Here is a 25895-nt window from a genome sequence, read left to right on the forward strand (position 1 = left end):
TCTAATTTTTTTTACAATAGGCTTGTTACATAAGCGAAAAGGAGGCGCGTGCCCATGAATATGCGTTGGAAATTGGATGTCTTGTATTCCTCGTTTGATGCACCAGAATGGAAACAAGATTGGGTGAAGTTAGTACGTGAAACAGAAGAGATCAAAAGTTGGGCAGCGCAAAACTTGCAATCTTCAGAAGATGCAGTAGCGAAAATGGAGAAATACATCACCATGATGACCTCTGTCCTGCAAACGCAATTTCGTTTGTACGCCTACGGAGAGTTGACTGCTAGCGTGGATGCCAAGAATGAAGCAGCACTGCTCGCAATTGAAAAAGTACAGAATCAGGCTGTTGATTTGGTTGAACCAGGCGTACAATTCCAAAAATGGTTAGGATCGTTGAGCAACCTGGACGAGTTGATCAGCCAATCGGAGCTGTTAGAGACACATCGCTTTATGTTGACAGAAATGTCAGACAAGAGCAAATATATGCTGAGCGAAAAAGAAGAAATCGTTCTGGCAAAAATGAAAAATACAGGGTCAAATGCATGGACAAAGCTCCATGAAATGCTGACTTCCACATTACTGGTAGACATTACAGTCGATGGGGAGCACAAACAGCTTCCATTGCCTGTAGTACGAAACATGGCGAACGAAAAAGATCCGCAGCTTCGTAAAACGGCATATGAGGCGGAACTTGCCGCTTACAAAAAAATCGATGAGGCTGCAGCTGCCAGCTTGAATGGAATTAAGGGTGAGGTTATTACCGTAGCGAAGCTCAGAGGCTATGAATCGCCACTGGATAAGACGTTGCAAGACTCCCGCATGGACCGCGAGACGCTCGAAGCGATGCTTCAGGCGATGCGTGAGAGCCTTCCATCCTTCCATCAATACTTCCGTACAAAGGCGAAGTTGCTCGGTCATGAGAGCGCTCAGTTGCCGTTTTATGATTTGTTTGCGCCAGTTGGTGAGGCAGACATGCGGTTCCCGTATGAGGAATCCCGCGACTTCATCGTGAAGCACTTTGGTAGCTTTAGCGAAAAGCTCGCCAACTATGCAGCACGAGCTTATGACAATCAGTGGATTGATGCAGAGATTCGAGAAGGCAAACGTGGAGGGGCATTCTGTTACAACCTGCACATCGTAGGGGAGAGCAGAATTATGTCCAACTACACAGGCAGCTACAGCGATGTGAGCACAATGGCACATGAATTGGGACATGGTTATCACGGAGAATGTCTCGTAAACGAAGCATTCTTGAATAGCGAATACCCAATGCCAATCGCCGAGACTGCGTCCATTTTGTGCGAAACCATCATTGCCAATGCAGCGCTGGAACAAGCGACAGCCGAGGAAGCATTTGCGATTTTGGAAAATGATATCAGCGGGGCAAGTCAGGTGATCGTCGATATTTATAGCCGTTACTTGTTCGAGACTGCTGTATTTGAGCGCAGAACAGAAGGTGCCTTGTCTGTTTCCACGCTGAACGAACTGATGCTGCAAGCGCAAAAGGCCGCGTACGGAGATGGTTTGGATCCGGCGGCCCTACACCCTTACATGTGGGTATGCAAACCGCACTATTATAGCGCGGATTACAATTTCTACAACTTCCCGTATGCTTTTGGGCTCTTGTTCGCAAAAGGCCTGTACGCAGAGTATCTCAAGCGCGGGGAGGCTTTTGTTGAGCAGTACGACAAGCTCTTGTCCGTAACGGGCAAAATGAGCGTTGCGGATGTTGCAGCTATCATGGATGTTGACGTACGCTCAGTTGATTTCTGGCGGAATTCTCTCTCTTTGGTTGCAAAAGATATCGACAAATTCGTTGAGCTCGCATCTGCTCGCCTGAACTAAACAGGAAGAACGTCCGCTATGTCATGAGCGGACGTTTTTTATTCATGATACAAAGCGTTTTTATGCGCATAGGGAACAGAGGGGAAGGAGAAAGTAAGAAAAAACAGATGAGGTGATTACGTGGTAAACGGATTGCAGTTACTCGACCTATTACGGGAAACGGAGAACAAGATGCTGCATTTACATAGAGCCATCGACAGAGTAAGCAGCGAGCCGGATTTCAAGGAATCTGTCAGTGTTCTTACCGTAGTCGTTCGCGATTATCAACTCCAACTCGACAAAATGAAGCAAGCGTTGGGCAAAATCGAAATCGGAGGGCAACAACAACAGCATCAGCAGGCCCATAATAACGAAATACATTAAGCACAAAAAAGACAAACAGCCCTCGACCTGCTGTAAAAGCAGAGAGGGCTGTTGTTTGCTTATTTGTGTAGGAAAGCTTACTGGAAATTAGCGTAACGCTTCACGCCGTAAAACGGGTAGAGCTTATGCATGTATTCGACTTTGCCATAACGAACATCTTCGCCATTCGCATGCACGATTGCCCCATTACCCAGATAGATCGCTACGTGAGACACGCGTCCTTTGCCAAGCGCATCGTAGAACAAGAGGTCACCAGGCTGTGCTTGATCCAATGATACTTCTTGACCGCCACGAAATTGATCTTCAGAAGTGCGCGGAAGTGTAACCCCAAGCTGCTCAAAAACGTATGAAGTAAAGCCACTACAATCAAAGCCATTCGGAGTAGTTCCGCCTAAGACGTATGGTGTATTAAGCAATGGTTCAAAAATTTCCTTCAAACGACCCAGATCTTCTGCATTTACCTCGGCAGGCAGCGAAACGGTAGAAGTGAGGTTTGGACTTAGGAACTCTGTAGAAACGTATGCTTCACGATCTTCGAATTCGATTTTCGTCCATTCACTACCGGTTTCTACGACTTCTACAATAGAACCGAATCGTAGCTTGCCTAATACTTTTGCGTCAGTCGAAGGCTTTTTACGAACATTCAGCACGTCACCAGTGACGCGGGCTTTTTCACCAGCTGTTAGTTCTTTAGACTCAGTGGTAGCGTTATCATTCTGATTGACAGCTACATCGGAAGGAGTGTCAGTCGCAATGGAGCCAGAAGTATTTTCACCATGAATAGACAATGTTTGTCCAATTGACAATCTATCATCATTCAGTTGGTTCCATTGAATGAGTTGTTCCACTGATACTTGATGCTCGCGAGCGATTTTGCTCAGCGTATCACCTGCTGATACCACATATGCCGATGAGGAAGCATGGGCAGCAGTAGGCAGCAGAGTGAAGAGGGCGAGGAAGGTGAGTAGCCTCGAAGTCTTTTTCATGTCATCGTCTCCACCAATCTACTAAAATCTGCATATCTAGCTAAAATTCTATCGGATTTTGCTTGGTAAATCTATGAAAAAAATAATCTTTATTTTATTTTTTAAAAACTATTGCATCACGAGATAGGATCGTGCTATATTACAGAAGTCGCCGCGAGATGGAGACAAAAACCACATGGAGCTGTGGTGAAGTTGGAGTTCACGCCGGTCTGTCACACCGGAGGTCGCGGGTTCGAGTCCCGTCAGCTCCGCCATTCTTTTGCGAGAATGTGCGAATTTAATAGTTTTTCTAATGTGCCGGTATAGCTCAATTGGTAGAGCACCTGACTTGTAATCAGGGGGTTGTGGGTTCAAGTCCTATTGCCGGCACCATTTTTATGCGGTCGTGGCGGAATTGGCAGACGCGCTAGATTCAGGTTCTAGTGGTGGCAACACCGTGGAGGTTCAAGTCCTCTCGACCGCACCATATGGCAAACAACAGGTTCGTACATTAGCTGATGAAGCTAATGACGAGCCTTTTTATTTTTCTTGCATGTTGAATCGTCCTCCATTTTCCATTACAATCACATTGTGATAATGAATCTCATTTTCACTATCGTTTTTGATGATTCATAAACAAACAAGAAAGAAAGTGGAGGGGTAGTTGTGGGAGAACAGTTGGAGCTGTTTGATGTAACCATTATCGGCGGTGGCCCTGCGGGGATGTACGCTGCCTTTTATAGCGGAATGCGCGATATGAAGACGAAACTCATTGAAGCGAAAGAAGAACTCGGTGGACGAATGTTGATCTATCCAGAAAAAATGATCTGGGATGTAGGCGGTGTACCACCACAGTTATGTGAAAAGCTAATTGCCAATCTGGTACAACAAGCAAAGACATTTGATCCTACCATCGTCTTAGGTGAGGCGATCATTGGATTAGAGCCACAAGAAGATGGAACTTACATACTCGTTGCAAAATCGGGGAGACGACATTGGACCCGCACGATCATACTGGCTTTGGGTCGAGGTATTTTGAAGATGGCAAAGCTGGAGATCGAAGGAGCCGAGCGCTACGAGGTGACCAATCTTCATTATACGGTGCAGGAACTGGAGCCATTCCGTGGGAAGCATGTCCTCATCTCAGGGGGCGGGGACTCCGCGGTCGATTGGGCAAATGAACTGGTACAAATCGCAGCATCTGTCACTATCGTGCATCGCCGAGATGTATTTGGAGGACATGAGCGGAATGTAAAGCGCATGAAAGAGTCCTCTGCGATCGTTCGTACGCCTTATGCGGTCACGCAATTGCAAAGCTCAGACAAAGAAACGATCGATAAAGTGACGATACGTCATCTGGAGACAGACGAGACAGAGCAAATCGATGTAGACGCCATTATTGTCAATCACGGTTTGAAGGCCGATTTCACTGGAATTAACGAGTGGGGCTTGGACATGGATGAGTGGAACGTGTTTGTCAGTCCTCGTCTGGCAACGAATTTGCCAGGGATTTTTGCGGCGGGAGATTTTGCTAGCTTTGACAGCAAGATTACGCTGATTGCGGGAGCATTCACCGATGCGGCTGTGGCCGTAAATAGTGCCAAATTGCATATTGACCCGGTAGCAGATCGAATGGCGTACGTTTCTTCTCATAACCAGCGCTTTAAAGAAAAGAACAAAGCCCTTGGGGTTATCGATGAGGACGACGAGTAGAATTGATGCAGGACAAAAAGCCCAACATTTGCAGGTTGATCGTCGCTTTTCCCATACGTTACATTGTAAGAGGCAAGGTATAAAAATATTGACAGTCTATATAAATAGGGAACTTCGATCAACAAATGTGGGAGAGGAAGTAGAGATGAAGAAAGTTCGGCATTGGCCGATCACTATGGCGATTGTAGCCCTTGTGTTCTCGCTCGGTATGAACTATGCGCCTGAGCATGCAATGGCATTACAAGTAGACCGGTTATCTCCTGCTATCGAGTTGCAGGATAAGTTACAGGAAAAGTATGTGGAGAAGATGGGCCTCAAGGAAGAGGAGGTTCTTGGCTTTTATTACTCATCGATGAAAGACAGCACAGATGCTCGTAAACATAACATCAAGCAAGCATTGAGCAAGATTCATAATGAAAAAATCAAGCCGCAACAGGTGTTTTCTTTCAATGAAATAGTGGGAAATTCAAATTTGCCAGAGGATGGTTGGCAACAGGCCGGGGTTATTCAGAACGGCCAGCTCGTCGATGACTATGGAGGCGGGGTTTGTCAGGTTTCCAGCACGCTTTACAATGCAGTTGCTGAAGCGGGAATGATCATGCTGGAACGGCATAACCACAGCAAATCAGTGAGATATGTGCCAGTGGGTCAAGATGCCACAGTCGCGTATGGCTATAAGGATTTTAAATTTACCAACTTGTACGATTTCCCTGTGAAAATCAAAGCAAAATCATATGATGACGAACATGTTGTGATTGCGATCATACGTGCGTAGCTAAGCAGGAATAAAGGGGGCATCCTATGGATGAACCCTGTTTTTTTCGGTATTTCTTCAGGGAAAAAATGGATGGAGATTTGGTTTTGAGTCATGCATTCCTGACCATACTGTTTTAGAGGGAGGTGCCGTGATGTTCGTTCAGGTGACAGGTGATTCACACAATCAAGAGGTTCTCGTCTTGGGAGAACGGTTAGATCGCCAGCAGGATGGTTGTTATCTCTTGCCTGGGAGACTTGTCCACGCATTGAAGCCACATGATTTGCCGGTAGGAATCCCGTTCAAGCTCTCAGGTGCGCTGCCCTCTGGCTACGGGTTTTATCGGGAGGATACTGTTGTTTTCCGGCGGACAAATGATACTCCCTCCCTGTGGATTGATGTTACTTCTACATATATGGTTGCGGAATGGGATGGTTTGTTCTCGGCAGAAGCGACGGTTGAAGCCAGAAAGCATGTCGTGGAACAACAACAGCAGTTTGCCTTTGTCCTCTCCGAAGCGACAGAGCAGCAAGTGATTTTCCATTACGAATTTTCCTGGAGCTCTGAGCAAGAGATGGATTTGGAGAGTGCGTTGGAATCTATTTGTGATACCGTGATTGAAGTAGAAGCACGAGGAAATGCCCGTCTTTGGCCTGGCTATGGAAACTACATGGAAGAGGGCGAACAAGACAAGCTGTAATACACCATTCAGCCATGATATAGTGAAAAAAGAGACAGCCACCAAAGGAGAGGACGAGATGGAGCCAGTCAAAAATATTTACTGTATCGGTCGCAACTATCGATTGCATGCTGCGGAGTTAGGGAACGATGTGCCAACCAAGCCAATGATCTTTGATAAGCCAACACATGCGCTTGCGATGGCAAATGGTGAGGCCATCGAGCTTCCGGCATCTCGTGGAGAGCTTCATTATGAGGCGGAGCTTGTGATTCACATCGCGAGACCGTATGAGGCTGGGGTTACACTTGACGAAATGATTGACAAAATAGCACTCGGGATCGACTTTACTTTGCGTGATGTTCAGAGCGAGCTGAAGAAAGCAGGGCATCCATGGTTGTTGGCAAAAGGGTTTAAAAATTCAGCTATTTTGACATCATTTCATCCTTTCCCTGGTATCCATGAGCTGCACCAAACGGATTTCTCCTTGCTGAAAAATGGAGAGCAGGTGCAACGAGGCAATCTGCGTGATGTGATTTTTGATTTGGAAACCATTATTGCCTATATTTCCGAAAATCTGGGACTGGATCAAGGAGATATCATTTACACGGGTACGCCAGCAGGGGTAGGCCCGGTTTCGGATGGAGATGTGCTCACTCTCAAGTGGGGAGAAGAGACGTGGGGGCATTTTACAGCCAAAATGAAATAGAGACGAATCGCGAACCATCTTCTGACAGAAACAAGCAGAAGATGGTTTTTGTTTGGGGCTCAGGCCAGGAAAATAGCCGCTTTTCGCGAAGAAAATCAACTTTGAAACCGTTTTGTAACCTTTATGGTTCCATGGAACTAAGAAGTAACAACCGCCTACTTTGCACACCGTTTTCTGACTAGTCCCATGCTACCAATTCCATCATTGGAAAATTTTACGGTCTTATCCTCCTGTTTCCTCCTGCGCTATTCTGTCCATGTACCCAAGACGGGTGCCACAACATGACAAGGAGGAAAAGAAAGTGACGAAACGAGATTGGGTAATGAGGTCAACAGTAGCAGTCATGCTGAGTACGTCCCTGTTAATGGGTGGTCAAATTGGAGAAGTGGCCGCTAAGACACCAGATTCAAAACAATCAGAGATTGCGAACATTGCTACTTCTTTGATCGGGAAGGATTATGAGTACAAAGCAAAGGGACCGAAGCAATTCGGATCAGCAGAGCTGGCTACGTATGCGTACAAACAAGTAGGGATTTCCATCGGGAGCACAATCTCTAGCCTGTACAAGACCGGGACTAAAGTATCCGAAAAAAGCGTGGCGCCAGGAGATTTGGTGTTCTTCGCCTCTAGCGGAAGCGGCAGCCCAACTTTTATGGGAATATACATAGGCAGTGATCAATTCGTTTATTCTTCAAAAGGGGAAGACGAGGTAGTTGTAAAAAAATATTCGGAGTACAGTGACAAATTTGTAGGGGCTCGTCGTGTTATTGATAGCAATTCCTCAGAGACTACGCCTACTAAGCCAGAAAAGCCGGCAAGCAATCTTGCTGACCAAGTTATTAAAAATGGCGAAAAGTATATGGGTACCAAATACAAATACGGGTCAAGCAGCAGTACGACCAATACATTCGACTGCTCTTCCTTTACACAGCGCGTGTTTAAAGAAGCCGGCATTACATTGCCGCGCGATTCCCGCCAGCAATCAACTGTGGGGAAATCTGTTTCCAAGAGCAATCTGCAAAAAGGTGATCTGATCTTCATGAAGGCATCCGTAACCACGTCTTCTGATCGGATTACACACGTAGCCATTTATGCAGGGGATGGGAAAATCCTGCACACGTACGGCAGTCCTGGTGTGACTTATTCCAAGTACGACGGAACGAACTGGGAAAAGCGCACAGTTAAAATCAAGCGCGTCATTTAAGCATCAAATCCATTTCAGCTCTCATGCACTTGCATGGGGGCTTCTGTTTTATATAGGACGCTTGTTCGCGCAGATCGTTTCGCGTCAATTTTTGCCAATAGTAGTACGGAGCAAGTAGCGTCATAGGCCTTTTTTTGTCCCAATTTTTTGTCGAAAGAAAAAGGTGAGAATTATAGTGATGTCGAATTATTATTCATCAATCTTAGAAAAGGTGGAGATGTGCCTATGGAACTAAACATGCCAGTGAACTATAACTTCGCTGCCCAGGTGGACGAATGGGCGAAAAAACACCCGGAGAGACGAGCAGTTTGGGAGTTAGATGAACAAGGTCAGGAACATATCCTTACGTACGAAAATTTGCGCCAATATTCAAATAAAATTGCAAATGGACTAGATTCCATTGGAATCGAGCATGGGGATCGGGTACTCGTTCTGGTTTCCAGGGGAACATTGGCTTATGGTCTCTATTTGGCTCTGCTGAAGCTGGGGGCAGTGATTTTGCCAGGGTCTGAGATGCTGCGTTCCAAAGATATTGAGTACCGGATCAATCATGCAAAAGTAAAGGCTGTGATCAGCTTCGGGGGAGCAATGAGTGAGGTTGATCTGACGAGAGGCAACTGTTCTACGCTGCAACACTACATCACGACGGGAGAAGTGAAAGAAGGTTGGATTTCGCTTGAGGGGCTGCTCCAAGGGCAGGACACAGAATTTGAGGTAGTAAACACGAAGTCGGATGAGCTGGCATTCCTGTCTTATACATCAGGCACGACTGGGGGACCAAAAGGAGTTATGCACGTTCACGGTTGGCCGTTTGCGCATCTGGCTGTAGCCGCTACACAGTGGCTGGACGTTCGAGAAGGTGACGTGGTTTGGGCAACCGCTGGGCCAGGTTGGGCCAAGTGGATCTGGAGCCCGTTTGTCTCTACGTTAGGACTGGGAGCGACCGCATTTGTTTATAAAGGAAAGTTTTCCGCGGAGAATTATTTGACGATTCTGCAAAATTATCCGGTTTCTGTCTTGTGTGCGACGCCAACCGAGTACAGAATCATGGCAAAAGTAACGAACCTGGAACAATACAAGCTGTCCGCCTTGCGCTCCGCATGTTCCGCCGGTGAACCGCTTAATCGGGAGGTGATCGACACATTCCGCCGAGTATTCCAGTTGACCGTACGAGATGGATACGGACAGACAGAGAACACGTTGCTGGTAGGTACCTTTGTTGGCATGGAGCCAAGGCCAGGTTCAATGGGCAAGCCATCGCCAGTTGTGAGGATTGCCATTATTGACGAAGAAGGAGCGGAGCTGCCGGTAGGCAAAGTGGGCGATATTGCTATTGATCGTCATATGGTGGCGCTGTTCAAGGGCTATCTGGATGATCCCGAGCGAACTGCCAGAGCGTTTCGCGGAGACTGGTACGTGACGGGTGACCAAGGTCGCATGGACGAAGATGGCTACATCTGGTTCGAAGGACGTTCAGACGACATTATCATCTCAGGCGGATATACGATTGGTCCGTTTGAGGTTGAGGATGCGTTGGTGAAGCATGCGGCAGTAGCGGAGTGTGCGGCGGTTGCCAGTCCTGATCCAGAGCGTGGGCATGTGGTTAAAGCTTTTGTCATCCTGAAAAAAGGGAATGAGCCATCCGAAGAGTTGATCGCGGAATTGCAAAACCATGTCAAACACTTAACTGCTCCTTATAAATACCCGCGCAAAATCGAATTTGTTCACGAGCTACCGAAAACGACCTCCGGTAAAATCAGACGGATCGAGCTGCGTCAGCAGGAGGTACAGCAAAATCAGCATATGTAGTGAATAGTTTGTCTTACGAAATTGTAAGATTGCTGTAAGTGGATTCGATGGGACGAAATGCGCGCATCCCCTACAATGTGAGTAGAAGCAAGGCAAGGGGGAATGCAGCATGAACCACCTTCCAATCCCATTAGGAAGAAACACCGACTTGTATGAAGTGGCGAGCATGCCTAAGAGCATGAAGAAGCTCGGTGTTCGTTGGAAAAAACGACTGCGTATCAGTTTTCTCGTGATCATGATGGCAGCTATCTTGGCGCCGATCATGCTTGCGTGGACAGGGAATATATGGATAGATGAAAATAAGCTGGCTGCTGTTCAGCAATCCAACAGCTATGTAAAGCTGGACGAAATGCCTGATTATGTGTGGAAGGCGTTCGTTGCGATAGAGGATCATCGGTTTATGCAGCATCCAGGAGTGGACCCGATTGGATTGAGCCGCGCTATCTGGGTGGATATCAAGGAAGGTGCCTACGTGCAGGGCGGAAGCACAATCACCATGCAGTTGGCGCGGAACCTGTTTCTGACAAACGACAAAACGATGACCAGAAAAGTGAAGGAAGTTGCGATCGCTTTGCAATTAGAACAGCGATACAGCAAAAAAGAACTGCTCGAAATGTACCTCAACGTCATTTATTTCGGGCACGGAAAATACGGGATCGGCGAGGCTGTTCCCTTTTACTTCGGAAAAAAAGCAACAGAAACAGGAGATCGAGCGGTAACACTGGGAGAAGCGGCAATGCTGGCTTCTTTACCAAAAGGGCCAGAGCGCTACTCACCGGTAAAGAACTGGGACCGAGCCAAACAACGGCAGGAGGTAGTGCTGAATCGGATGAACGAATTGGCCGTGATCGACCAAAGCGAAAGTACATTGGCGAAGAACGAACAGATATCCGTTGTGCCTACTGTCAAACGAGTGAAATAATCGAATGTGATGGAAAGTGACCAGTCCGCAGTTGATGCAGATTGGTCACTTGTTTGTTGGGACTTCTTACGTCGTTCGGTTCACAGCCTTGCCCAGCGCATCTTCTAATACATGGGCATACTGCATGGTCGTCTCGATTTTGGAGTGCCCCAGCTGTGCTTGGAGCTGACGGGGGTCAGGGTTCAACCGAAGAAACTGTGTAGCAAAGCTGTGACGAAGCTTATGTACGGACAAATCGGGGATGCCGAATGCTTTCGCGTACTTTTTGACCAGCTTTTGGACAGACCGCACTTCGATGCGATGCCCATTCGGATTGGCAGGGGAAACAGCGAGAAAAACAGCGTCCTCTTGTGGGGCGGGATTGTATTTGTCACGCAGCTGCAAGTATTTGGCTAAGTACTCTTTGCCCCAGTCACTGAAAAAAGGAGCGTCTTCTTTCTTTCCTTTGCGGATCAATTTCAACTGGTTTTTTTCCATAATAATATCGGATAGATCGAGACTGACGATCTCTGACACACGGAAGCCACCGGATAGAATCATCGCGATCAAGGCAGTATCCCGGTCGCGGTTTTGCATGTGATACTGCTTCTTTTTTTCCGTATCGCAGTGAGCCAAATATCCGTTGTAGACAAAATCGACGAACTGATAGATTTCGTCGTCAATCAGGATTTTTGCCCGAATGGCATGGGCGCGTGCAAGGGGAGTCAGCTCCGTGATCTCCAGCTCGATTTTGGCGAGTACATTCCGCGTCAAATACGATTCCCCATTCTCATCCTCAGCAAGGGCAGACAAGTAATGAAAAAGCGATTTCAGGCTCGATATTTTTCTGCTGATGGTGCGGTCGCTGTACTCTTTCTTCGCGCTTTTGGTAGGGTTCGAGAGCAAAGCAGATCGCTCATACAGATGCGACTCCTGCAAGTATAATATGTAGCTTTCTACCGTTTCCTTCTTCAAGTCATTCAAATCGCTCAACGGAATGTCCTTCATATCCGTCGCGGTACTCAAACCTTCTGTCATCATCCAGCGAAAGAAAAAAGAGAAATCGCGGAGGTAGCCAAGCAAGGTGGAGGGTGAATTCTTTTTTGCTTTTTTATGCTCAATAAACTTTTCGACATACCAAGGGTAGGAGCCCACTGTTTGCAAAAGCTGCAAGGCATCGCGCTGTTTGGTAACGGACATGCTTTCACCACCAACATCTTTTTGTAAATCGTATACGAACATATATTCTATCAAAAACCAAACGTTCTGGGAATTGCAAATTGAACAAGAAACCGTCATGATGGGGAGTGTGGATAGATGCTGGACAAGAACGGAGTGGATTTGTAGTGGCAACATGGGACTTATCTCAGACGAGACATCACGTGTTGATTTGCAACGGTGGAAGCTGTATGCGCAAGGGCGGCGAAGAGGTTACGGTAGCGATACGTGAAGCAATTACCACCGCAGGCTTGGATGACTATGTACATACCACCCGCACGCGTTGCAACGGACGCTGTGAGGACGCATGCGTGATGATCGTGTACCCCGAGGGAATCTGGTACGAAAACGTGACGCCAGAAGATGCACAGCTGTTGGTGGAAGAGCATTTTCAAAACGGCAGACCAGTAGAGTCCTTGATGACGCATCGCTTTGAATCGAACGGTTTTGTGCGTACGATTGACAACAAGCCTGGTATCTTAAAATCACAAAAGGCAAAAAAATGAGGAAAGAGCCACGATCTGCTTATAGGAAGCAAGAGAGTGGTTTTTTCATTTTTGGGAGTCTACGAATATCGACAAAAGGAGAAAGTAGGAGAGATGACATTATGGAAAGGAAAATGATTGAAAACGTTAACAATATGTCTTTGTGATGTGGACGTTTTAAGTAAATGGTGGTAAAATGTCTGTAGATTAAGTTGATTTTATGCGAATTTTATCAAAATGATATGTCCATACAGCGTGAACAATTGTTTTTGTGGAACTTACTAATCGATGGCTGAATAATGGAGGGATTCTCGTTGGCGAGCAAAACACTTGAACACTTTTTACATGAAAATTTGGCAGATTTGAAGAGCAAGGGACTGTACAACGTCATTGATCCTTTGCAAAGCGCAAATGGTCCTGTCATTACGATTGCAGGAAAAGAACTGATCAACCTCTCCTCCAATAACTATCTGGGCCTGGCTACTGACCAACGCCTTGTGGACGCTGCGATTGCAGCAGCGAGCAAATACGGCGTAGGAGCAGGGGCTGTGCGCACAATCAATGGTACCTTGGACTTGCATGTGAAGCTGGAAGAAAAGCTCGCTGCCTTCAAGCATACGGAAGCTGCAATCGCTTACCAATCGGGCTTTAACTGCAACATGGCAGCGATCTCTGCTGTCATGGACAAGGACGATGCGATTCTTTCTGACGAGTTGAACCACGCTTCCATTATTGACGGATGCCGCCTGTCTCGTGCGCAAATTATCCGTGTAAACCACTCCGATATCGATGACCTGCGTGCGAAAGCGAAGGAAGCGAAAGAATCCGGCAAATATAAAAAGCTGATGGTCATTACTGACGGCGTATTTTCGATGGATGGCGATGTTGCCAAGCTGCCGGAAATCGTAGAGGTAGCCGAAGAATATGACTTGATTACGTATGTAGACGATGCCCACGGCTCTGGTGTTCTCGGCAAAGGCGCAGGAACGGTTAAGCATTTTGGCCTGTCGGATAAAATCGACTTCCAGATCGGCACACTTTCCAAAGCAATTGGGGTAGTCGGCGGTTATGTTGCGGGACGCCAAGAGCTGATCGACTGGCTCAAAGTACGCAGCAGACCGTTCCTGTTCTCGACCTCGCTGACGCCAGCGGACGTGGCTGCTTCGATTGCGGCTATCGATATTTTGATGAACAGCACTGAGCTGCACGACAAGCTGTGGGATAACGGACACTACCTCAAAAAAGGCTTGAAAGAACTCGGCTTCAACATCGGGGAGAGCGAAACGCCTATCACTCCTTGCATTATCGGAGACGAACAGCAAACCCAGGAGTTCAGCAAGCGACTGTATGAAGAAGGCGTGTACGCGAAAGCGATCGTGTTCCCGACTGTACCAAAAGGAACTGGTCGTGTACGGAATATGCCAACAGCGGCGCATAGCAAGGAAATGCTGGATCGTGCCCTTAGCATCTACGAAAAAGTTGGGAAAGAAATGGGGATCCTGAAATGAAAAAAATTCTGGTAACCGGGGCGTTAGGACAAATTGGTTCTGAGCTCATCATGAAATTACGCGATATTTACGGAGCGGATCAAGTCATCGCTACAGATATCCGGAAAAACGAAGACGATCCTGTGGTGCAATCGGGTCCATTCGAAGTTCTTGATGTCACAGACGGGAACCGGATGTTTGAACTGGCGAAGAAACATGGCGTGGATACGATCATGCATTTGGCTGCCTTGTTGTCTGCAACAGCAGAAGCAAAGCCTCTCTTGGCGTGGAACTTGAATATGGGCGGGTTGGTAAACGCTCTGGAAGCAGCGCGTGAGTTGAACTGCCAGTTCTTTACGCCGAGCTCGATTGGTGCATTTGGTCCGACTACCCCGAAGGACAACACGCCACAGGACACGATTCAACGCCCTACGACCATGTATGGTGTAAATAAAGTTTCCGGTGAGTTGCTTTGCGATTACTATTATCAAAAATTTGGGGTAGATACGCGCGGTGTACGCTTCCCAGGTCTGATCTCGTATGTAGCGCCTCCGGGCGGTGGTACGACCGACTATGCAGTTGACATTTACTACAAGGCGATTCAGCATGGGGCGTATACGTCTTACATCGGCAAAGGCACGTACATGGATATGATGTATATGCCTGATGCGCTGAATGCGATTGTTTCCCTGATGGAAGCGGATGCCTCCAAGCTCATTCACCGCAATGCGTTCAACGTAACTGCGATGAGCATTGAGCCAGAAGATGTAGCAGCAGCGATTCGCAAACACATTCCTGAGTTTACGCTCTCTTATGAAGTCGACCCTGTTCGTCAGGCGATTGCCAATAGCTGGCCGAACTCGATTGATGCTACGGCTGCCATGCAAGAGTGGGGCTTCAAAGCGGAGTACGACTTGGACAAAATGACAGAGGACATGCTCGCAAAACTGCGGGGAAAGTTGCTCCAGCAAGTCGGATAAACGAATAGAGAAAAGGAAAACTGCCACTTCTTCTTGTGCGAGATGCGAGAGAGGTGGCAGTTTTTTTTGAATGCCTTTCCTGTTCTATGGGCACATTAACAAAGGATGCTTGGAGGAAAGGATGAACGAGATCGATGAGCAAAAAGGATTACATCCTTACGATTATTGAAAAATTCGAGAAACACAACGATATGATGCCAGAACGGTTGCAGGCTGTGATAAAAGAGGTGAAGCAGGATATTGAAAATGTCCCCGCAGAAACCTTCTATTTGCAAACGAATGGGGTAGTGACACATTCTGCAACGAGTGGTGATTCTGAGCGTAACAACCCTCTATTTCGATTATCAGAAGTGTATTTCGATCTGAAAAAGCTCGCTGAGACAAATAGAGATACTCATCCAGATTTGATTTCAGCCATTACCCAGTATGAGGGCTTGCTGAACGAATCCGAGGGGTATTCTCCAGAGTAGCTAGCTCAATCCAACGAAAAAGAGAGGGGGAGAGCCATGGACAAGCAAAAAAACCTACATGGCAACCATTCGAAGCACGACGAAGAAGGACAGGTCATCCAAAATCTACAGGATGCGAAGGCCAGTAGTCCTGAGGAACAAGCAATAGAAAGCTGGGGCTGGTCTAATAATACAGAGACCGTTCGAGATCGCTGACACATCGTAACAAATAAAACCTCCCGGAAGCGGGAAGGTTTTTCTTATTCCAAGAAGCCATGACACGCATAATATGAAAACCGTCCAAACGAGGACGGTTTTTTGGCTTACAGGAGCATTTGCTGTTGGGGCTGGTAAGCGTTAATCATCGTGTTCATCGTGTGATCGGCAAGCTGCGGAGCTTGGTAGTAGCCTTTGGCATTCATGTATTGCCAGGTTTCATAAGCCATTTGCTGGCAAGCATTTGCACCATTTACGTGATATTGCCGGATTCCTGGATCAACGCACTCAGCCGCCCAAAGCATGCCAATTGCCGAACCCGCTTTATGCCAGTTCAGCATGAGGGTAGCAATTGTCATATCTGACAAGCGGGTCGGGTGTGGGTTGGGAGCAGCCATCTGCGGGTTATTAAGACCAACTGCTGTAGGTTGTGCTACACGCAATTGAATAGGAGCTGGTGCAATGTTGAAACCTTTTCCTTGCAAGAGGCTAATCCCTTGCTGATAGGCGTTCATGATTAATTGCTGATGTCTGTTAATGATGCCTGTTAATTGAGGGTCCTGTGCCATCTCGGCAAGTACACCGTGCATTTCAATCGCGGCGTGTTTGGAGCGGAGTGCTTCTTGTGTTTCCAAAAACTCATGAGCAGCAAATCGTTGCATAATGGCCTCCTGAAATTGAATTGGGTTACTGTCAACCTTTGATAGTGTTTGTATAGAATCAATGGATATTCAGGAAAAAAGTGGGGAAAGGGGATGTCAACCGGGATCTAAAACATGTTTTCGTAGCCAGTGCGTGGTATCTCGATATTTTTTTGTCCAGCATTTTCATCGATTTTTCCGTCGTTTGTACCTTCCATGTAGTTGTCACTGACTTGTTCGTGTGTAATGGCGAGTCCTTGCTCTGTCAACGATTCACTTTTATAAAAGGACGGGTCGTACGTTTTGTCGGCGACCTCCTCGGCAGCTTTAAGCAAATCTTCATCGTTGTTTTTCATCGTGTTCCCTCCTGAAGTTAAATGATAATCCAACGGACATTTTGCAAAGTGGTGCTAGCTTACGTATTCAGCCGAGTACGAATTGAAGCCTGCATGTACCGAAAGCAATGTATTTGCATAACCCACCAAACGATTAACTGTCTCATCTACCACTGCGTAGACCAGCGGATGCAGAGTAGGGTCATGCAGCTTTGGGTCATCGAAAATCACGGTGGTGTTGATAAACACATCCCGATTTCCAATCAAGTCGTAATGAATAAATACTTTCCCGCAAGCCCCTTCTGTCTGCGGATCTCGATATCCCGGCAAAAACAGATACCATTCCTCGGCTGTTGCAGAACGGAAATTTTTCGTGAAAGTGAGACCTTGGATAGCTTCCTCTGTTTTTCTTTTTAATTCAGGGCTCATCAAAATATCCGACAAGAATCTTTCCTCCTTCTGCTCCCTTTCAGTATGAAGAAAGGAGGGCAATCCCATGCAGAACACCAAAGATTGTCTAATAATCGTTTAAAGGAGGCAAACTACTGCTAACTTGCATGCTGGAGGGATCGCAATTGACTGAACAAAACAATCAGGAAGTGGAAAATAAAGAACTGAAAGTACTGGGGACGCACGCAGCAGGAAGCACCGATTTATTTGAGACGCGAAAAGCGGCGAAGGACGAAGTTGTCGAGGCGCCAAAACATCCTGGAGGCGCAGGCTCATCAGGAACTTACTAGGAGGATTTGCCTAGCCTAACAAAAAGAAGCGCCTCTGCCACGGCTATAGCCGGACGAGGGCGCTTCTTGCATGATTCTTACAGTTTTTCACGTGCATGTTTGAGGGTGATCGAATTGGCAATGGCTGTCCACATATCAGGTGATTCAGAGCCAACGTACCAGTACGCCAGTCCACCAATTTGCCATTGCAGACTAGCCTGAGCCTTAAGCCCAATCGAACGGCTTTCTTCCAGCCAAATCGTGTGTGTGACGCCTTGCTTTTGATACGTCGAACGGTATTGTCCAACTTTGTCGTCCCAGACTGTTTTTGCTCTGTATTGCGAGAGTAACTGGTATGACTGAGGGATGCTGATATCTGTCGATTTCAATGACCCATTCGATTGGTACCAGTCGCGTGTATAAAGAGGCATTCCGGCGATCAGCTTTTGGGTCGGAACCTCGTCAAGCAGGTCGGTAATGACTTTCGTAAACCAAGGCAAGGATGCCACGGAGCCTGCTTCTGAACCGCCTACCCAATGCTCTTCATAGGCCATTACTACCAAATAATCCGCATATTTTGCTAATTTAGCAAAATCGAAAGGATCACTCCAGTCTGAATCACCATCAGGCGGTATATCTACAGATAGAACAGCACCTTTTGCGTGAAGAGCAGTCGCGAGCTCCTGGATAAACAAGGTGAAGTTGTTGCGATCCGCAGGAGAGAACCCTTCAAAATCGATGTTAATCCCATCTAGCTGGTACTGTTCAATGTAGGAAGAAAGCTTTTGCACGGTTGCTTTTCGTTTATTGGGATCGGACAGCATGGCGTGAGTAGCGTCGGGATCGAATTTATTTCCGAATAGAGGCCACACCTGCTTGCCATTTGCCTGCGCCCAATGGACGAGTGAAGCATCCGTCAAGTCGCTAATCGTTCCGTCTTTTTGTAGGAAGTACCAACGTGGAGATAGCGTGTTGACTCCGCTTGTTTTGACCTGTGCAATGAACTCCTCTGTCGTGGATTGGTATTGCCATCCGAGAGAGACGAGCGGTTTTGCTGTAACGTTCTGCTTCTTGAGATTCTCCTGAATTCGATACAAAATAACAGCCGTTTCTTCTCTCGAAAGTGCTTGAGTCGGACGGAAGTAGCCGTTGTAGCCAACCAACCATTTTTTCTCTATGGCGTGGCTGACTGAGGCCCGTGCCCAGCTGGAAATCGCATGGGCATCCTTCACGGACAACTGGTAGGAAGGAGAAATGCTCTGCTCCAGTGCGCGTACGAGAAACGCAGCGGCCTCTTCGCGAGAGATCGTCCGCTTCGGAGCAAAAGTAGTAGGGCCGATGCCATTCGCAATGTTAAGTCCAGCAGCAGCTTGTACGTACCCGTATGTCCAAGAGTTTTTTGGGACATCCGAATAGGCTGCGACGTTGCTGGCCACCGGCTTAATACCGAGCGTGCGTGTGAGCATCGCAACAAACTCAGCACGCGTCACCGGGCGAGTTGGGTGAAAATACCCGTTTTCATCCCCAGCGATGACACCTGCCGCCTGTAGCGAACGGATTTGCTCTTTCGCATAGCTGTTTGCGATATCTTTTAAATTTTTCGTCGATGCTGTGGATGCAGGGACTCCTATGGCAAAAGAGAGACCGTACACCAGAAAAGCAAAGGAGACTAACCAGATATGTATGTTTTGTTTTTTCATCATACATCCAGTATAAGGAGAGAGAACCATTCTTTCATTGGTCAGATTTTGGTAGAAACCTTGCAGGAGTGCGGGGGAACTCTTTTGTTGTATACGCGATATGATATGATGGAGGAATAAGAATAGAGAGAATAAAGCGAGGCGGAGAGAAATGGAAGACGTACTGATTGTAGGCGGTGGGCCTTGTGGACTGGCAGCGGCAATAGCCTGCAAGCGAGCTGGACTTGATCCCATCATTATTGAAAAAGGGGCGCTTGTCCATTCGATTTATCGCTACCCGACCTATATGATTTTTCATAGCACACCTGATTTACTGGAAATCGGAGGTGTGCCTTTTGCAACGGCGAACGACAAGCCGACCAGACAGGAGGCACTCAATTACTATAGATTGGTAGCAGCACGAGAAAAATTGCGCGTGAACGTATATGAAACGGTGACAGGTGCGAAGAAGACGCCAGCTGGCTTTCAAATCACGACCACAGACCGATTCGCCAAAACACATACGTACGAAGCGAAAAACTTGGTGATCGCCACAGGTTACTTTGACAATCCGAATCGACTACATGTACCAGGTGAGGAGTTGCCGAAGGTTTCGTCCTTCTACAAGGAAGCACATCCGTACACTGGGCTTGCAGTAGCGGTAGTAGGGGGAAACAACTCTGCTGTTGACGCGGCAATGGAACTGGAGCGGGCTGGAGCAGAAGTTACGGTGATTTGCCGCCGAACGGAGCTATCTGATAAGGTCAAGGCATGGACAAGACCTGTTTTTGAGAGTCTGATCAAAAAAGGACGCATCCAGATGCTGTTCGGTGCAACAGTCGAGAGCATTGAGGAGCGTTCCATCAAGGTGAAAACAGGGGAGGAAGTCATTACGCTTGCCAATGACCATGTGTTTTCTTTGATTGGATACCGTCCGGATCGTACCTTCCTTCATTCACTAGGAGTTATGATTGACGAGGAAACGGGAATTCCAGCGCATCATCCAGAGACAATGGAGACGAACATCCCAGGACTCTATATAGCGGGAGTCATTGCGGCGGGCCATCACGCGAACGCCATTTTTATTGAAAATGGAAGGTTTCATGGTGAAGGAATCGCCCGCCACATTGCCTCTCATAAGGAGTAGTAGCTGCTATTGATTAGAACTGCCACTCTAATTGTCTGCCTCCGATGAGGTGGTAGTGCAGATGGAAGACGGTTTGTTGTCCATGCTTGCCAATGTTGGTTACGATTCGGAAGCCATCCTCGTTCACGCCCATTGTTTCTGCCACTTTTTGCAGGGATAGATGGAGGTGACCGATCAGCTCCTTGTCCTCAGGCTCGATAGCCAGAACGGATTGAATATGCTTTTTCGGAATCATCAGGACGTGAACAGGGGCAACAGGATTAATGTCATGAAATGCCAATACATGCTCGTCCTCATACACTTTTTTAGATGGAATGTCTCCGTTTACAATTTTGCAAAATAGGCAGTCCATAGGGCGATACATCCTTTCTAATAATGATAGATCGTAATGCCTACTTCGTCATGCGAGTAGGCTTTCCCTGTTTTTTACTCTGGAAAAGTCTGTTCCAAAAACTGAAGAACCTCACGCCAGGAGTGCTCAGATGCGTAGGCGTTGTTTTTGGGCGTACCACCATTGAGCTGTGTACGGGTCGTCGGTATGTAAGGAAAGCGGATCCCGTGTCCTGTATCCGCGTAACGCAAGTGCAGTACCGAATGAGCAAACTGATGGTTTTTTAACCGCTCGACCATTTGCTCGCAATGCTCTGCTGCTGGCCACCAGTGATCGTCATCCGAGGAGAGGAAGAGGATCGGACCATTGATTTTTTCCACCGGAATATCGGCATCTTCTAACCGCTCACAAGCAGCCCATGCTTCGGCATGGATATGATCAATACGTTGACCAGCGTCGAGCCGCTCCTGCGAGACTTTTGTCTGCTCCTCTGTCCATGGCACGAATGGAAGAGGCTCTCCTTGAAATGACCAAGAGGATTGTGGGGAGAACGTATCTGATCCAGTGAATGCTTTATCTGTACCGATACTAACTGTAGAACTGGGACTTGAAGCAATAACAGCATGTACATGTTGCTCGAGCGATGCTGTGACTAATGCCAATTCTGCTCCTTTGGAACGTCCGAATAACGTGATTTTCTCAGGGTGTACGGCGGGCTGCTGCTGTAGCCAATGAATGGCTCGCTGAACATATTCGATCGGGATCTGGCGGATATCGTCAGGAAGATCATTGCATTGGAAGTAAGCGAGTGCTAGCGCCGGATAGCCGTGAGAGGCGAACAAAGCTGCGAATTGTGAACAGGAACCGCTTCCACCTTCGCTTCCACCAAGTACGACAATGGCGGGTCTTTGCTCCGTGTGAGGTTTTGAGAAATACAGACCGACTAGCCCGTTGTCTGTCACTTTCTGTATCGATACGTCACGAGAGATAAAAATACGTTTCACAACGGCTTTCGCTACGGGTTTATCGTAGACCTCTGCCGTTAATTCAATCTCAGTGGAGCGTGGGGTGAACTGAAAGTCGTCCAGAGAATAGGCATGATAAAAGCGCATGGTTTGGACATTCATCGACCAGAAAAGCCCCATCGGATCAATTCCCTCATAAGTACCAAATAAAGGAGCTTGGGAAACCAAATCCACCGAGCCATTTTCGTCTGCTTGGAATATAGCATGTGATGATGCAGTCAAATCTCCTCCAGGCAACCCATTTTTCAGAGTGGCATGAAGGGTGAATAATTGATTGGGGATAAACCCGCTCAGCGTGATATGGACAGGAACATCTATTAAGGCTGTCGCAGGCGTAACTTCAATTTGTGGAAGCATCATTTTGTCAACACTCCTTCCAGATTACGGGAACACTTGACACAGTCATTATAGTAGATGAATAAAAGTTCGCCGGGAAGAAATGTGACGGTATGGTTAACTTGACTTCTCGTCTGTGGTGTAACTATAATCATTACAACGAAAGGGTGACTACGTATGAAAATCAGCAGCCGGTTCTCTATTGCGGTTCACATCTTATCACTGCTTTCCATTGATTCGAATTCGCATTGCACTTCCGAATGGATCGCAGGTAGTGTGAATACAAATCCGGTCGTGATCCGACGTGTACTGGGGCTGTTGAAGAAGGCTGGGCTCGTGAACGTACGTGCCGGAGCTGGCGGCGCGTCTCTCGCCAAGGAATTGGATCAAATCACACTTCTTGAGATTTACCGTGCAGTAGATGTCGTGGAGGAAGGGCAACTTTTTCACATCCATGAGCAACCGAACCCCGATTGTCCAGTGGGAGCGAATATACAGTTTGTGCTGGAGTTGATTTTGACCCGTGCGCAGAATGCCATGGAGGATATTTTGGGCGGAGTGAAAATGTCCGAGCTCGTAGATAACCTGCGTCAAAAAATAACCGAAAAAGCGCAGTAAGAATAAAAATGCCCTTGCGTAAGCGAGGGCATTTTTACGAGAAAGGAGTGCCCGCATCCAGTTTTCAAATATTTCATGAATCCAGGTCAAATGGGGTGGGGTGTTTCTTTTTCATGATGAAGCAGCCAGCGTTTGCGCGAAAGTCCTCCTCCGTAACCTCCCAAATCACCATTGGAGTTGATGACCCGGTGACAAGGAATGACAATCGCTAACTGATTCGCGCCATTTGCTTGCGCGACAGCACGAAAGGCACTTGGTTTCCCAATTGCTGCTGCAACCTCAGAATAGGATGAAGTTTGACCGGGGGGGATCGATTGTAACTGCTCCCAGACCATCCTTTGAAAAGGCGATCCGCACAAAAACAAAGGCGTTGCAAATTGTGTGAGCTTTCCGTCAAAATACTCCTCTAACTCACGTTCAATGGAACGGATTGGCGCTGTGGAACCAGGGATAATCGCTGACTTCGTTCTTTGTCTAAGACGTTCAACTTCTCGTTCCAAGCCGCGGCGATCAATGAATTCAAGTAAATACAGCGCTTCTTCATCCGCGATTGCTATCATGGGACCGAGTCGCGTATCCAGCCAAGATGCCTTTAAGATATGATGATCTCCGAGAAGAGTAGGGGCTGCCCCCATGATTCGTGAAAATGCGTCTCGAAAACCACTGCTGGACTCGTAACCGGTGGATAGTTGGGCATCGATGATGGCTTTTCCTTCTCTGATTTCTTTTAGTGCAATCCCCATACGCCGCGCCCTTGCATACTCGACGAACGTCATGCCAAAACGTTTTTTGAATTGGCGTCGCGCTGTTGCAGCGTCCACGGATAATCTTTGAAAGTCTTTTTCCGTCCAGCGCTGCTCGGGGTTCTCTTCTACAGCGTTTACTAGCAGACGAACGAGCTCTGAGACATGATTGGGATGTGAAAGTGGACGGCAGCGTTGGCAGGGCCGGAACGAAGCCAGGAGTGCTTGTTTGGCATGATCAAAAAACTCACAATTAACAAACTTAGGTTTTCTTGCTGGACATGTCGGGCGACAGAATACGCCAGTTGTCTTGACTCCAACAAAAAAGACACCTTCATATTCAGAATTTTTATCCAGTAACGCCTGATAATACTCGGACTTCATCTCGGCCGTTATCATTCGGTTCCCCCTCCATTTTTATGTTTTCATTTTACCGCTCGCCAAAAACGACTGCAGCCGAAAATCGTACATTGATTTTTTCTTGTTCCTTCACTATGAAGTCATGAGGGCGAAGGCTGGACAGGATTTAAGCTGGAATTAGCCTGAAAATATAGATATAATAAAAGTATTCAGAAATAGGCAAGAAACCGACAACGGCGTCGGTTGCGTATTGAATGAAGAGTAGTTGGCACGTCCGTTCACTGGTGATCGGGAGGTGGAGTATTGCGTCAGCATTATCGAGTCATCATCATAGACGACGACCCCATAACACGTATGGACCTGGTCGAGATGTTGCAAGAGCAGGGATATAACGTCGTAGCTGAAGGAAAAAACGGCAAAGAGGCCGTTCGATTGACGCAAATGTGGAACCCGCATCTCATTATTATGGATGTGAAAATGCCAATTATGGATGGTTTGACAGCGACTGGGATTATCCGAGAGCATTCGGACGCGGCTATCCTTCTCTTGACTGCTTACAGTCAAAAGGACATGGTCATGCAAGCCAAAGCAAAAGGGATATGTGCCTATCTGGTCAAACCCGTCATGGAGGAAGAACTGCTACCGGCAGTGGAGTTCGTGCTTGCGGGTAAACAATGAACGCAAAAAAGTGAATCGTATGAAGAGCAACGGCGCTTGGACCAAGGCGAGCATTTCGTCTTATGTTTCGAAGCGCTTTTTTTCGTTCTATTTAGATAGAGTTTACGGAAATTTGAAAAGAAAGTGAGTGAAGCTAGAGATGAAATTGGCTTGCGTTGTACGTAAACAGCATTACCAGTTTACTTCGGTTCGTGATGTATTGGCAAAAGCCAGTGAAGAAAAGTCTGGCGATCACATGAGTAAACTAGCAGCCAATTCCGCACTGGAGCGGATGGCGGCCAAAGTCGTATTAAGTGAAATGCAACTGCGTGATATATATGAAAATCCCGTCATTCCGTACGAAAAAGACGAAGTGACGCGGATCATTTATGATGATATCAATCTCTCCATTTACGATGAGATCAAAAATTGGACAGTAGGGGAGCTGCGGGAGTACATCTTGTCGTTTTCCACAGGAATGCCTGAGCTGACACGAATTAGTCGTGGGCTGACCAGCGAGATGATTTCCGCTACGGCGAAGCTGATGTCCAGCATTGACCTGGTTATGGCTTCACAAAAAATGAAGCATCAAGCTTACTGCAACACACTCATTGGCGAGCCGGGAAGACTGGCGTTCCGCTGCCAGCCGAATCACCCAATCGATGATCCTGATGGCATTTTGGCTTCGATGAAGGAAGGCTTGTCCTATGGATCAGGCGACGCTGTCATTGGAATTAACCCCAATAATGATTCCGTTGAAAGCGTTACCAAGCTCTTGAAAATGACACATGATTTCATGCAAAAGTGGGAAATTCCTACGCAAAACTGCGTACTGGCTCACATCACGACTCAGATGCAGGCTCTTCGCGGCGGAGCGCCCATTTCTCTGATGTTCCAAAGTCTGGCAGGCTCACAACGAGCGAATGATGCGTTTGGCGTAAACAAGGAGATTTTGGATGAGGCAATGGATTTGATGCTCCGAAAAGGCACAGCTTCGGGACCAAACGTCATGTATTTTGAGACAGGGCAAGGCTCCGAAGTGTCGCTGGACTCCCATGAAGGTGTCGATATGCAGACGCTGGAAGCGCGTACGTACGGTTTTTGCCGTCACTGGAAGCCGTTTATGGTCAATAACGTTTCTGGCTTTATTGGACCAGAAACACTCTATGATGGCAAACAGATGATTCGTGCCGATCTGGAGGACTTGTTCATGGGCAAGCTGCATGGTTTGCCGATGGGAATCGCTCCGACTTATACGAACCACATGTACGCGGATCAGAATGACCAGGAGATTGCAGGGATGCTGACGACCTTGGCAGGGGCGAATTTTTATATGGGCGTACCAGGTGGGGACGATGTCATGCTCAGTTACCAGGACACGAGCTATCACGATGACGCCAGCTACCGTGAGCTCTTGGGACTGCGACCTCTCCGGGAATTTGAGAAATGGATGGAAAAAATGGGCCTTATGGAAAATGGTCGTTTGACAGAGCGCGCAGGCGATTTAACCATTTTTGACTAACGAGCGGGGAG

General features: G+C 47.3%; 28 protein-coding genes and 3 tRNA genes. 22 read left to right on the forward strand and 9 right to left on the reverse strand.

Annotated elements, in window-relative coordinates; all coding sequences use genetic code 11:
• Nucleotides 1-54 precede the first annotated feature (54 nt).
• Nucleotides 55-1842: a M3 family oligoendopeptidase gene (locus M3630_RS09575; protein ID WP_251251924.1), complete on the forward strand. Its 1788-nt coding sequence runs from the start codon at nt 55-57 to the stop codon at nt 1840-1842.
• Between the two features lie 120 nt (nt 1843-1962).
• Nucleotides 1963-2205 (forward strand): hypothetical protein, encoded by a 243-nt coding sequence (locus M3630_RS09580; protein ID WP_251251925.1) that lies wholly within the window; start codon nt 1963-1965, stop codon nt 2203-2205.
• A 77-nt stretch (nt 2206-2282) separates the two neighbouring features.
• On the opposite strand, the gene M3630_RS09585 is transcribed toward M3630_RS09580, so the two are convergent.
• Nucleotides 2283-3191, reverse strand: coding sequence for a C40 family peptidase (locus M3630_RS09585; protein ID WP_251251926.1), 909 nt, complete (start codon nt 3189-3191; stop codon nt 2283-2285).
• 177 nt (nt 3192-3368) lie between these two features.
• Between M3630_RS09585 and M3630_RS09590 the strand changes: the two genes are divergently transcribed.
• From M3630_RS09590 to M3630_RS09635, 10 genes are all read left to right on the forward strand, one after another.
• Nucleotides 3369-3445: transfer RNA gene (locus tag M3630_RS09590), tRNA-Asp, on the forward strand.
• A 42-nt stretch (nt 3446-3487) separates the two neighbouring features.
• Nucleotides 3488-3563, forward strand: a tRNA-Thr gene (locus M3630_RS09595).
• A gap of 7 nt (nt 3564-3570) precedes the next feature.
• Nucleotides 3571-3657: transfer RNA gene (locus M3630_RS09600), tRNA-Leu, on the forward strand.
• 179 nt (nt 3658-3836) lie between these two features.
• The gene (locus M3630_RS09605; protein ID WP_251251927.1) at nt 3837-4883 is read left to right on the forward strand and encodes an NAD(P)/FAD-dependent oxidoreductase; all 1047 of its coding nucleotides are present in this window, start codon (nt 3837-3839) and stop codon (nt 4881-4883) included.
• A gap of 145 nt (nt 4884-5028) precedes the next feature.
• Nucleotides 5029-5658 (forward strand): VanW family protein, encoded by a 630-nt coding sequence (locus tag M3630_RS09610; RefSeq protein WP_251251928.1) that lies wholly within the window; start codon nt 5029-5031, stop codon nt 5656-5658.
• A 133-nt stretch (nt 5659-5791) separates the two neighbouring features.
• Complete coding sequence (locus tag M3630_RS09615; protein ID WP_173609414.1) at nt 5792-6337, forward strand: hypothetical protein; 546 nt, start codon at nt 5792-5794, stop codon at nt 6335-6337.
• 58 nt (nt 6338-6395) lie between these two features.
• Nucleotides 6396-7022, forward strand: a complete 627-nt coding sequence (locus M3630_RS09620; RefSeq protein WP_251251929.1) for a fumarylacetoacetate hydrolase family protein — start codon at nt 6396-6398, stop codon at nt 7020-7022.
• A gap of 301 nt (nt 7023-7323) precedes the next feature.
• Nucleotides 7324-8226: a C40 family peptidase gene (locus M3630_RS09625; protein WP_251251930.1), complete on the forward strand. Its 903-nt coding sequence runs from the start codon at nt 7324-7326 to the stop codon at nt 8224-8226.
• 225 nt (nt 8227-8451) lie between these two features.
• Nucleotides 8452-10035, forward strand: a complete 1584-nt coding sequence (locus M3630_RS09630; protein WP_251251931.1) for an acetate--CoA ligase — start codon at nt 8452-8454, stop codon at nt 10033-10035.
• A gap of 109 nt (nt 10036-10144) precedes the next feature.
• Nucleotides 10145-10957 carry a transglycosylase domain-containing protein gene (locus M3630_RS09635; RefSeq protein WP_251251932.1) on the forward strand — a complete coding sequence of 271 codons (813 nt, stop codon included), beginning with the start codon at nt 10145-10147 and terminating at the stop codon, nt 10955-10957.
• Between the two features lie 66 nt (nt 10958-11023).
• On the opposite strand, the gene xerS is transcribed toward M3630_RS09635, so the two are convergent.
• Nucleotides 11024-12136, reverse strand: coding sequence for a tyrosine recombinase XerS (gene xerS / locus M3630_RS09640; RefSeq protein ID WP_251251933.1), 1113 nt, complete (start codon nt 12134-12136; stop codon nt 11024-11026).
• Nucleotides 12137-12282: 146 nt separating this feature from the next.
• On the opposite strand from xerS, the gene M3630_RS09645 reads away from it, so the two are divergent.
• From M3630_RS09645 to M3630_RS09665, 5 genes are all read left to right on the forward strand, one after another.
• Nucleotides 12283-12660, forward strand: coding sequence for a (2Fe-2S) ferredoxin domain-containing protein (locus M3630_RS09645; RefSeq protein WP_173609408.1), 378 nt, complete (start codon nt 12283-12285; stop codon nt 12658-12660).
• Nucleotides 12661-12953: 293 nt separating this feature from the next.
• Complete coding sequence (locus M3630_RS09650; protein ID WP_088907339.1) at nt 12954-14147, forward strand: glycine C-acetyltransferase; 1194 nt, start codon at nt 12954-12956, stop codon at nt 14145-14147.
• Nucleotides 14144-15106, forward strand: coding sequence for an L-threonine 3-dehydrogenase (locus tag M3630_RS09655; protein WP_056493081.1), 963 nt, complete (start codon nt 14144-14146; stop codon nt 15104-15106). Before M3630_RS09650 ends, M3630_RS09655 begins: the two co-directional genes overlap by 4 nt.
• A gap of 134 nt (nt 15107-15240) precedes the next feature.
• The gene (locus M3630_RS09660) at nt 15241-15576 is read left to right on the forward strand and encodes a hypothetical protein (RefSeq protein ID WP_173628647.1); all 336 of its coding nucleotides are present in this window, start codon (nt 15241-15243) and stop codon (nt 15574-15576) included.
• 36 nt (nt 15577-15612) lie between these two features.
• Nucleotides 15613-15771 carry a hypothetical protein gene (locus M3630_RS09665; RefSeq protein ID WP_251251934.1) on the forward strand — a complete coding sequence of 53 codons (159 nt, stop codon included), beginning with the start codon at nt 15613-15615 and terminating at the stop codon, nt 15769-15771.
• A 107-nt stretch (nt 15772-15878) separates the two neighbouring features.
• Here M3630_RS09665 and M3630_RS09670 read toward each other — a convergent pair whose 3' ends face one another.
• The 3 genes from M3630_RS09670 to M3630_RS09680 all read right to left on the reverse strand — a co-directional run bounded on the left by M3630_RS09670 (nt 15879) and on the right by M3630_RS09680 (nt 17191).
• Nucleotides 15879-16433, reverse strand: coding sequence for a spore coat protein (locus tag M3630_RS09670; protein ID WP_173609404.1), 555 nt, complete (start codon nt 16431-16433; stop codon nt 15879-15881).
• Nucleotides 16434-16540: 107 nt separating this feature from the next.
• Nucleotides 16541-16768 (reverse strand): YozQ family protein, encoded by a 228-nt coding sequence (locus tag M3630_RS09675; RefSeq protein WP_173609403.1) that lies wholly within the window; start codon nt 16766-16768, stop codon nt 16541-16543.
• Nucleotides 16769-16822: 54 nt separating this feature from the next.
• Complete coding sequence (locus tag M3630_RS09680; protein WP_047069110.1) at nt 16823-17191, reverse strand: hypothetical protein; 369 nt, start codon at nt 17189-17191, stop codon at nt 16823-16825.
• 131 nt (nt 17192-17322) lie between these two features.
• Between M3630_RS09680 and M3630_RS09685 the strand changes: the two genes are divergently transcribed.
• Entirely contained in the window at nt 17323-17487 is a 165-nt protein-coding gene (locus M3630_RS09685) for a hypothetical protein (protein WP_173609402.1), read from the forward strand.
• A 77-nt stretch (nt 17488-17564) separates the two neighbouring features.
• On the opposite strand, the gene M3630_RS09690 is transcribed toward M3630_RS09685, so the two are convergent.
• The gene (locus M3630_RS09690) at nt 17565-19169 is read right to left on the reverse strand and encodes an S-layer homology domain-containing protein (RefSeq protein WP_251251935.1); all 1605 of its coding nucleotides are present in this window, start codon (nt 19167-19169) and stop codon (nt 17565-17567) included.
• A gap of 148 nt (nt 19170-19317) precedes the next feature.
• On the opposite strand from M3630_RS09690, the gene M3630_RS09695 reads away from it, so the two are divergent.
• Nucleotides 19318-20292 carry a YpdA family putative bacillithiol disulfide reductase gene (locus M3630_RS09695; protein ID WP_251251936.1) on the forward strand — a complete coding sequence of 325 codons (975 nt, stop codon included), beginning with the start codon at nt 19318-19320 and terminating at the stop codon, nt 20290-20292.
• Nucleotides 20293-20305: 13 nt separating this feature from the next.
• On the opposite strand, the gene M3630_RS09700 is transcribed toward M3630_RS09695, so the two are convergent.
• Nucleotides 20306-20644, reverse strand: a complete 339-nt coding sequence (locus M3630_RS09700; protein WP_007727375.1) for a histidine triad nucleotide-binding protein — start codon at nt 20642-20644, stop codon at nt 20306-20308.
• 74 nt (nt 20645-20718) lie between these two features.
• Complete coding sequence (locus M3630_RS09705; protein ID WP_251251937.1) at nt 20719-22008, reverse strand: acyl-CoA thioesterase/bile acid-CoA:amino acid N-acyltransferase family protein; 1290 nt, start codon at nt 22006-22008, stop codon at nt 20719-20721.
• A 153-nt stretch (nt 22009-22161) separates the two neighbouring features.
• On the opposite strand from M3630_RS09705, the gene M3630_RS09710 reads away from it, so the two are divergent.
• Nucleotides 22162-22602: an Rrf2 family transcriptional regulator gene (locus tag M3630_RS09710; RefSeq protein ID WP_237900850.1), complete on the forward strand. Its 441-nt coding sequence runs from the start codon at nt 22162-22164 to the stop codon at nt 22600-22602.
• A gap of 86 nt (nt 22603-22688) precedes the next feature.
• On the opposite strand, the gene M3630_RS09715 is transcribed toward M3630_RS09710, so the two are convergent.
• Complete coding sequence (locus M3630_RS09715; RefSeq protein WP_251251938.1) at nt 22689-23744, reverse strand: bifunctional transcriptional activator/DNA repair enzyme AdaA; 1056 nt, start codon at nt 23742-23744, stop codon at nt 22689-22691.
• Between the two features lie 264 nt (nt 23745-24008).
• On the opposite strand from M3630_RS09715, the gene M3630_RS09720 reads away from it, so the two are divergent.
• Together M3630_RS09720 and M3630_RS09725 are read left to right on the forward strand one after the other, a co-directional pair.
• On the forward strand, nt 24009-24383 hold the full coding sequence (locus tag M3630_RS09720) for a response regulator (protein WP_173609395.1): 375 nt from the start codon (nt 24009-24011) through the stop codon (nt 24381-24383).
• A 139-nt stretch (nt 24384-24522) separates the two neighbouring features.
• Nucleotides 24523-25884, forward strand: a complete 1362-nt coding sequence (locus tag M3630_RS09725; RefSeq protein WP_251251939.1) for an ethanolamine ammonia-lyase subunit EutB — start codon at nt 24523-24525, stop codon at nt 25882-25884.
• Nucleotides 25885-25895: the final 11 nt, after the last annotated feature.

Origin of the sequence: Brevibacillus sp. MER 51, assembly GCF_023714195.1 — a bacterium.
In the GTDB taxonomy this organism is placed as follows: domain Bacteria; phylum Bacillota; class Bacilli; order Brevibacillales; family Brevibacillaceae; genus Brevibacillus.

What these genes read in the sequence shown, in the direction of transcription:
- M3630_RS09575 (WP_251251924.1), top strand. Translation starts at nt 55, where the DNA reads ATGAATATGCGTTGGAAATTGGATGTCTTGTATTCCTCGTTTGATGCA.
- M3630_RS09585 (WP_251251926.1), bottom strand. Translation starts at nt 3,191, where the DNA reads ATGAAAAAGACTTCGAGGCTACTCACCTTCCTCGCCCTCTTCACTCTG.
- M3630_RS09610 (WP_251251928.1), top strand. Translation starts at nt 5,029, where the DNA reads ATGAAGAAAGTTCGGCATTGGCCGATCACTATGGCGATTGTAGCCCTT.
- M3630_RS09615 (WP_173609414.1), top strand. Translation starts at nt 5,792, where the DNA reads ATGTTCGTTCAGGTGACAGGTGATTCACACAATCAAGAGGTTCTCGTC.
- M3630_RS09620 (WP_251251929.1), top strand. Translation starts at nt 6,396, where the DNA reads ATGGAGCCAGTCAAAAATATTTACTGTATCGGTCGCAACTATCGATTG.
- M3630_RS09630 (WP_251251931.1), top strand. Translation starts at nt 8,452, where the DNA reads ATGGAACTAAACATGCCAGTGAACTATAACTTCGCTGCCCAGGTGGAC.
- M3630_RS09635 (WP_251251932.1), top strand. Translation starts at nt 10,145, where the DNA reads ATGAACCACCTTCCAATCCCATTAGGAAGAAACACCGACTTGTATGAA.
- xerS (WP_251251933.1), bottom strand. Translation starts at nt 12,136, where the DNA reads ATGTCCGTTACCAAACAGCGCGATGCCTTGCAGCTTTTGCAAACAGTG.
- M3630_RS09655 (WP_056493081.1), top strand. Translation starts at nt 14,144, where the DNA reads ATGAAAAAAATTCTGGTAACCGGGGCGTTAGGACAAATTGGTTCTGAG.
- M3630_RS09660 (WP_173628647.1), top strand. Translation starts at nt 15,241, where the DNA reads ATGAGCAAAAAGGATTACATCCTTACGATTATTGAAAAATTCGAGAAA.
- M3630_RS09665 (WP_251251934.1), top strand. Translation starts at nt 15,613, where the DNA reads ATGGACAAGCAAAAAAACCTACATGGCAACCATTCGAAGCACGACGAA.
- M3630_RS09670 (WP_173609404.1), bottom strand. Translation starts at nt 16,433, where the DNA reads ATGCAACGATTTGCTGCTCATGAGTTTTTGGAAACACAAGAAGCACTC.
- M3630_RS09675 (WP_173609403.1), bottom strand. Translation starts at nt 16,768, where the DNA reads ATGAAAAACAACGATGAAGATTTGCTTAAAGCTGCCGAGGAGGTCGCC.
- M3630_RS09690 (WP_251251935.1), bottom strand. Translation starts at nt 19,169, where the DNA reads ATGATGAAAAAACAAAACATACATATCTGGTTAGTCTCCTTTGCTTTT.
- M3630_RS09695 (WP_251251936.1), top strand. Translation starts at nt 19,318, where the DNA reads ATGGAAGACGTACTGATTGTAGGCGGTGGGCCTTGTGGACTGGCAGCG.
- M3630_RS09700 (WP_007727375.1), bottom strand. Translation starts at nt 20,644, where the DNA reads ATGGACTGCCTATTTTGCAAAATTGTAAACGGAGACATTCCATCTAAA.
- M3630_RS09705 (WP_251251937.1), bottom strand. Translation starts at nt 22,008, where the DNA reads ATGATGCTTCCACAAATTGAAGTTACGCCTGCGACAGCCTTAATAGAT.
- M3630_RS09710 (WP_237900850.1), top strand. Translation starts at nt 22,162, where the DNA reads ATGAAAATCAGCAGCCGGTTCTCTATTGCGGTTCACATCTTATCACTG.
- M3630_RS09715 (WP_251251938.1), bottom strand. Translation starts at nt 23,744, where the DNA reads ATGATAACGGCCGAGATGAAGTCCGAGTATTATCAGGCGTTACTGGAT.
- M3630_RS09725 (WP_251251939.1), top strand. Translation starts at nt 24,523, where the DNA reads ATGAAATTGGCTTGCGTTGTACGTAAACAGCATTACCAGTTTACTTCG.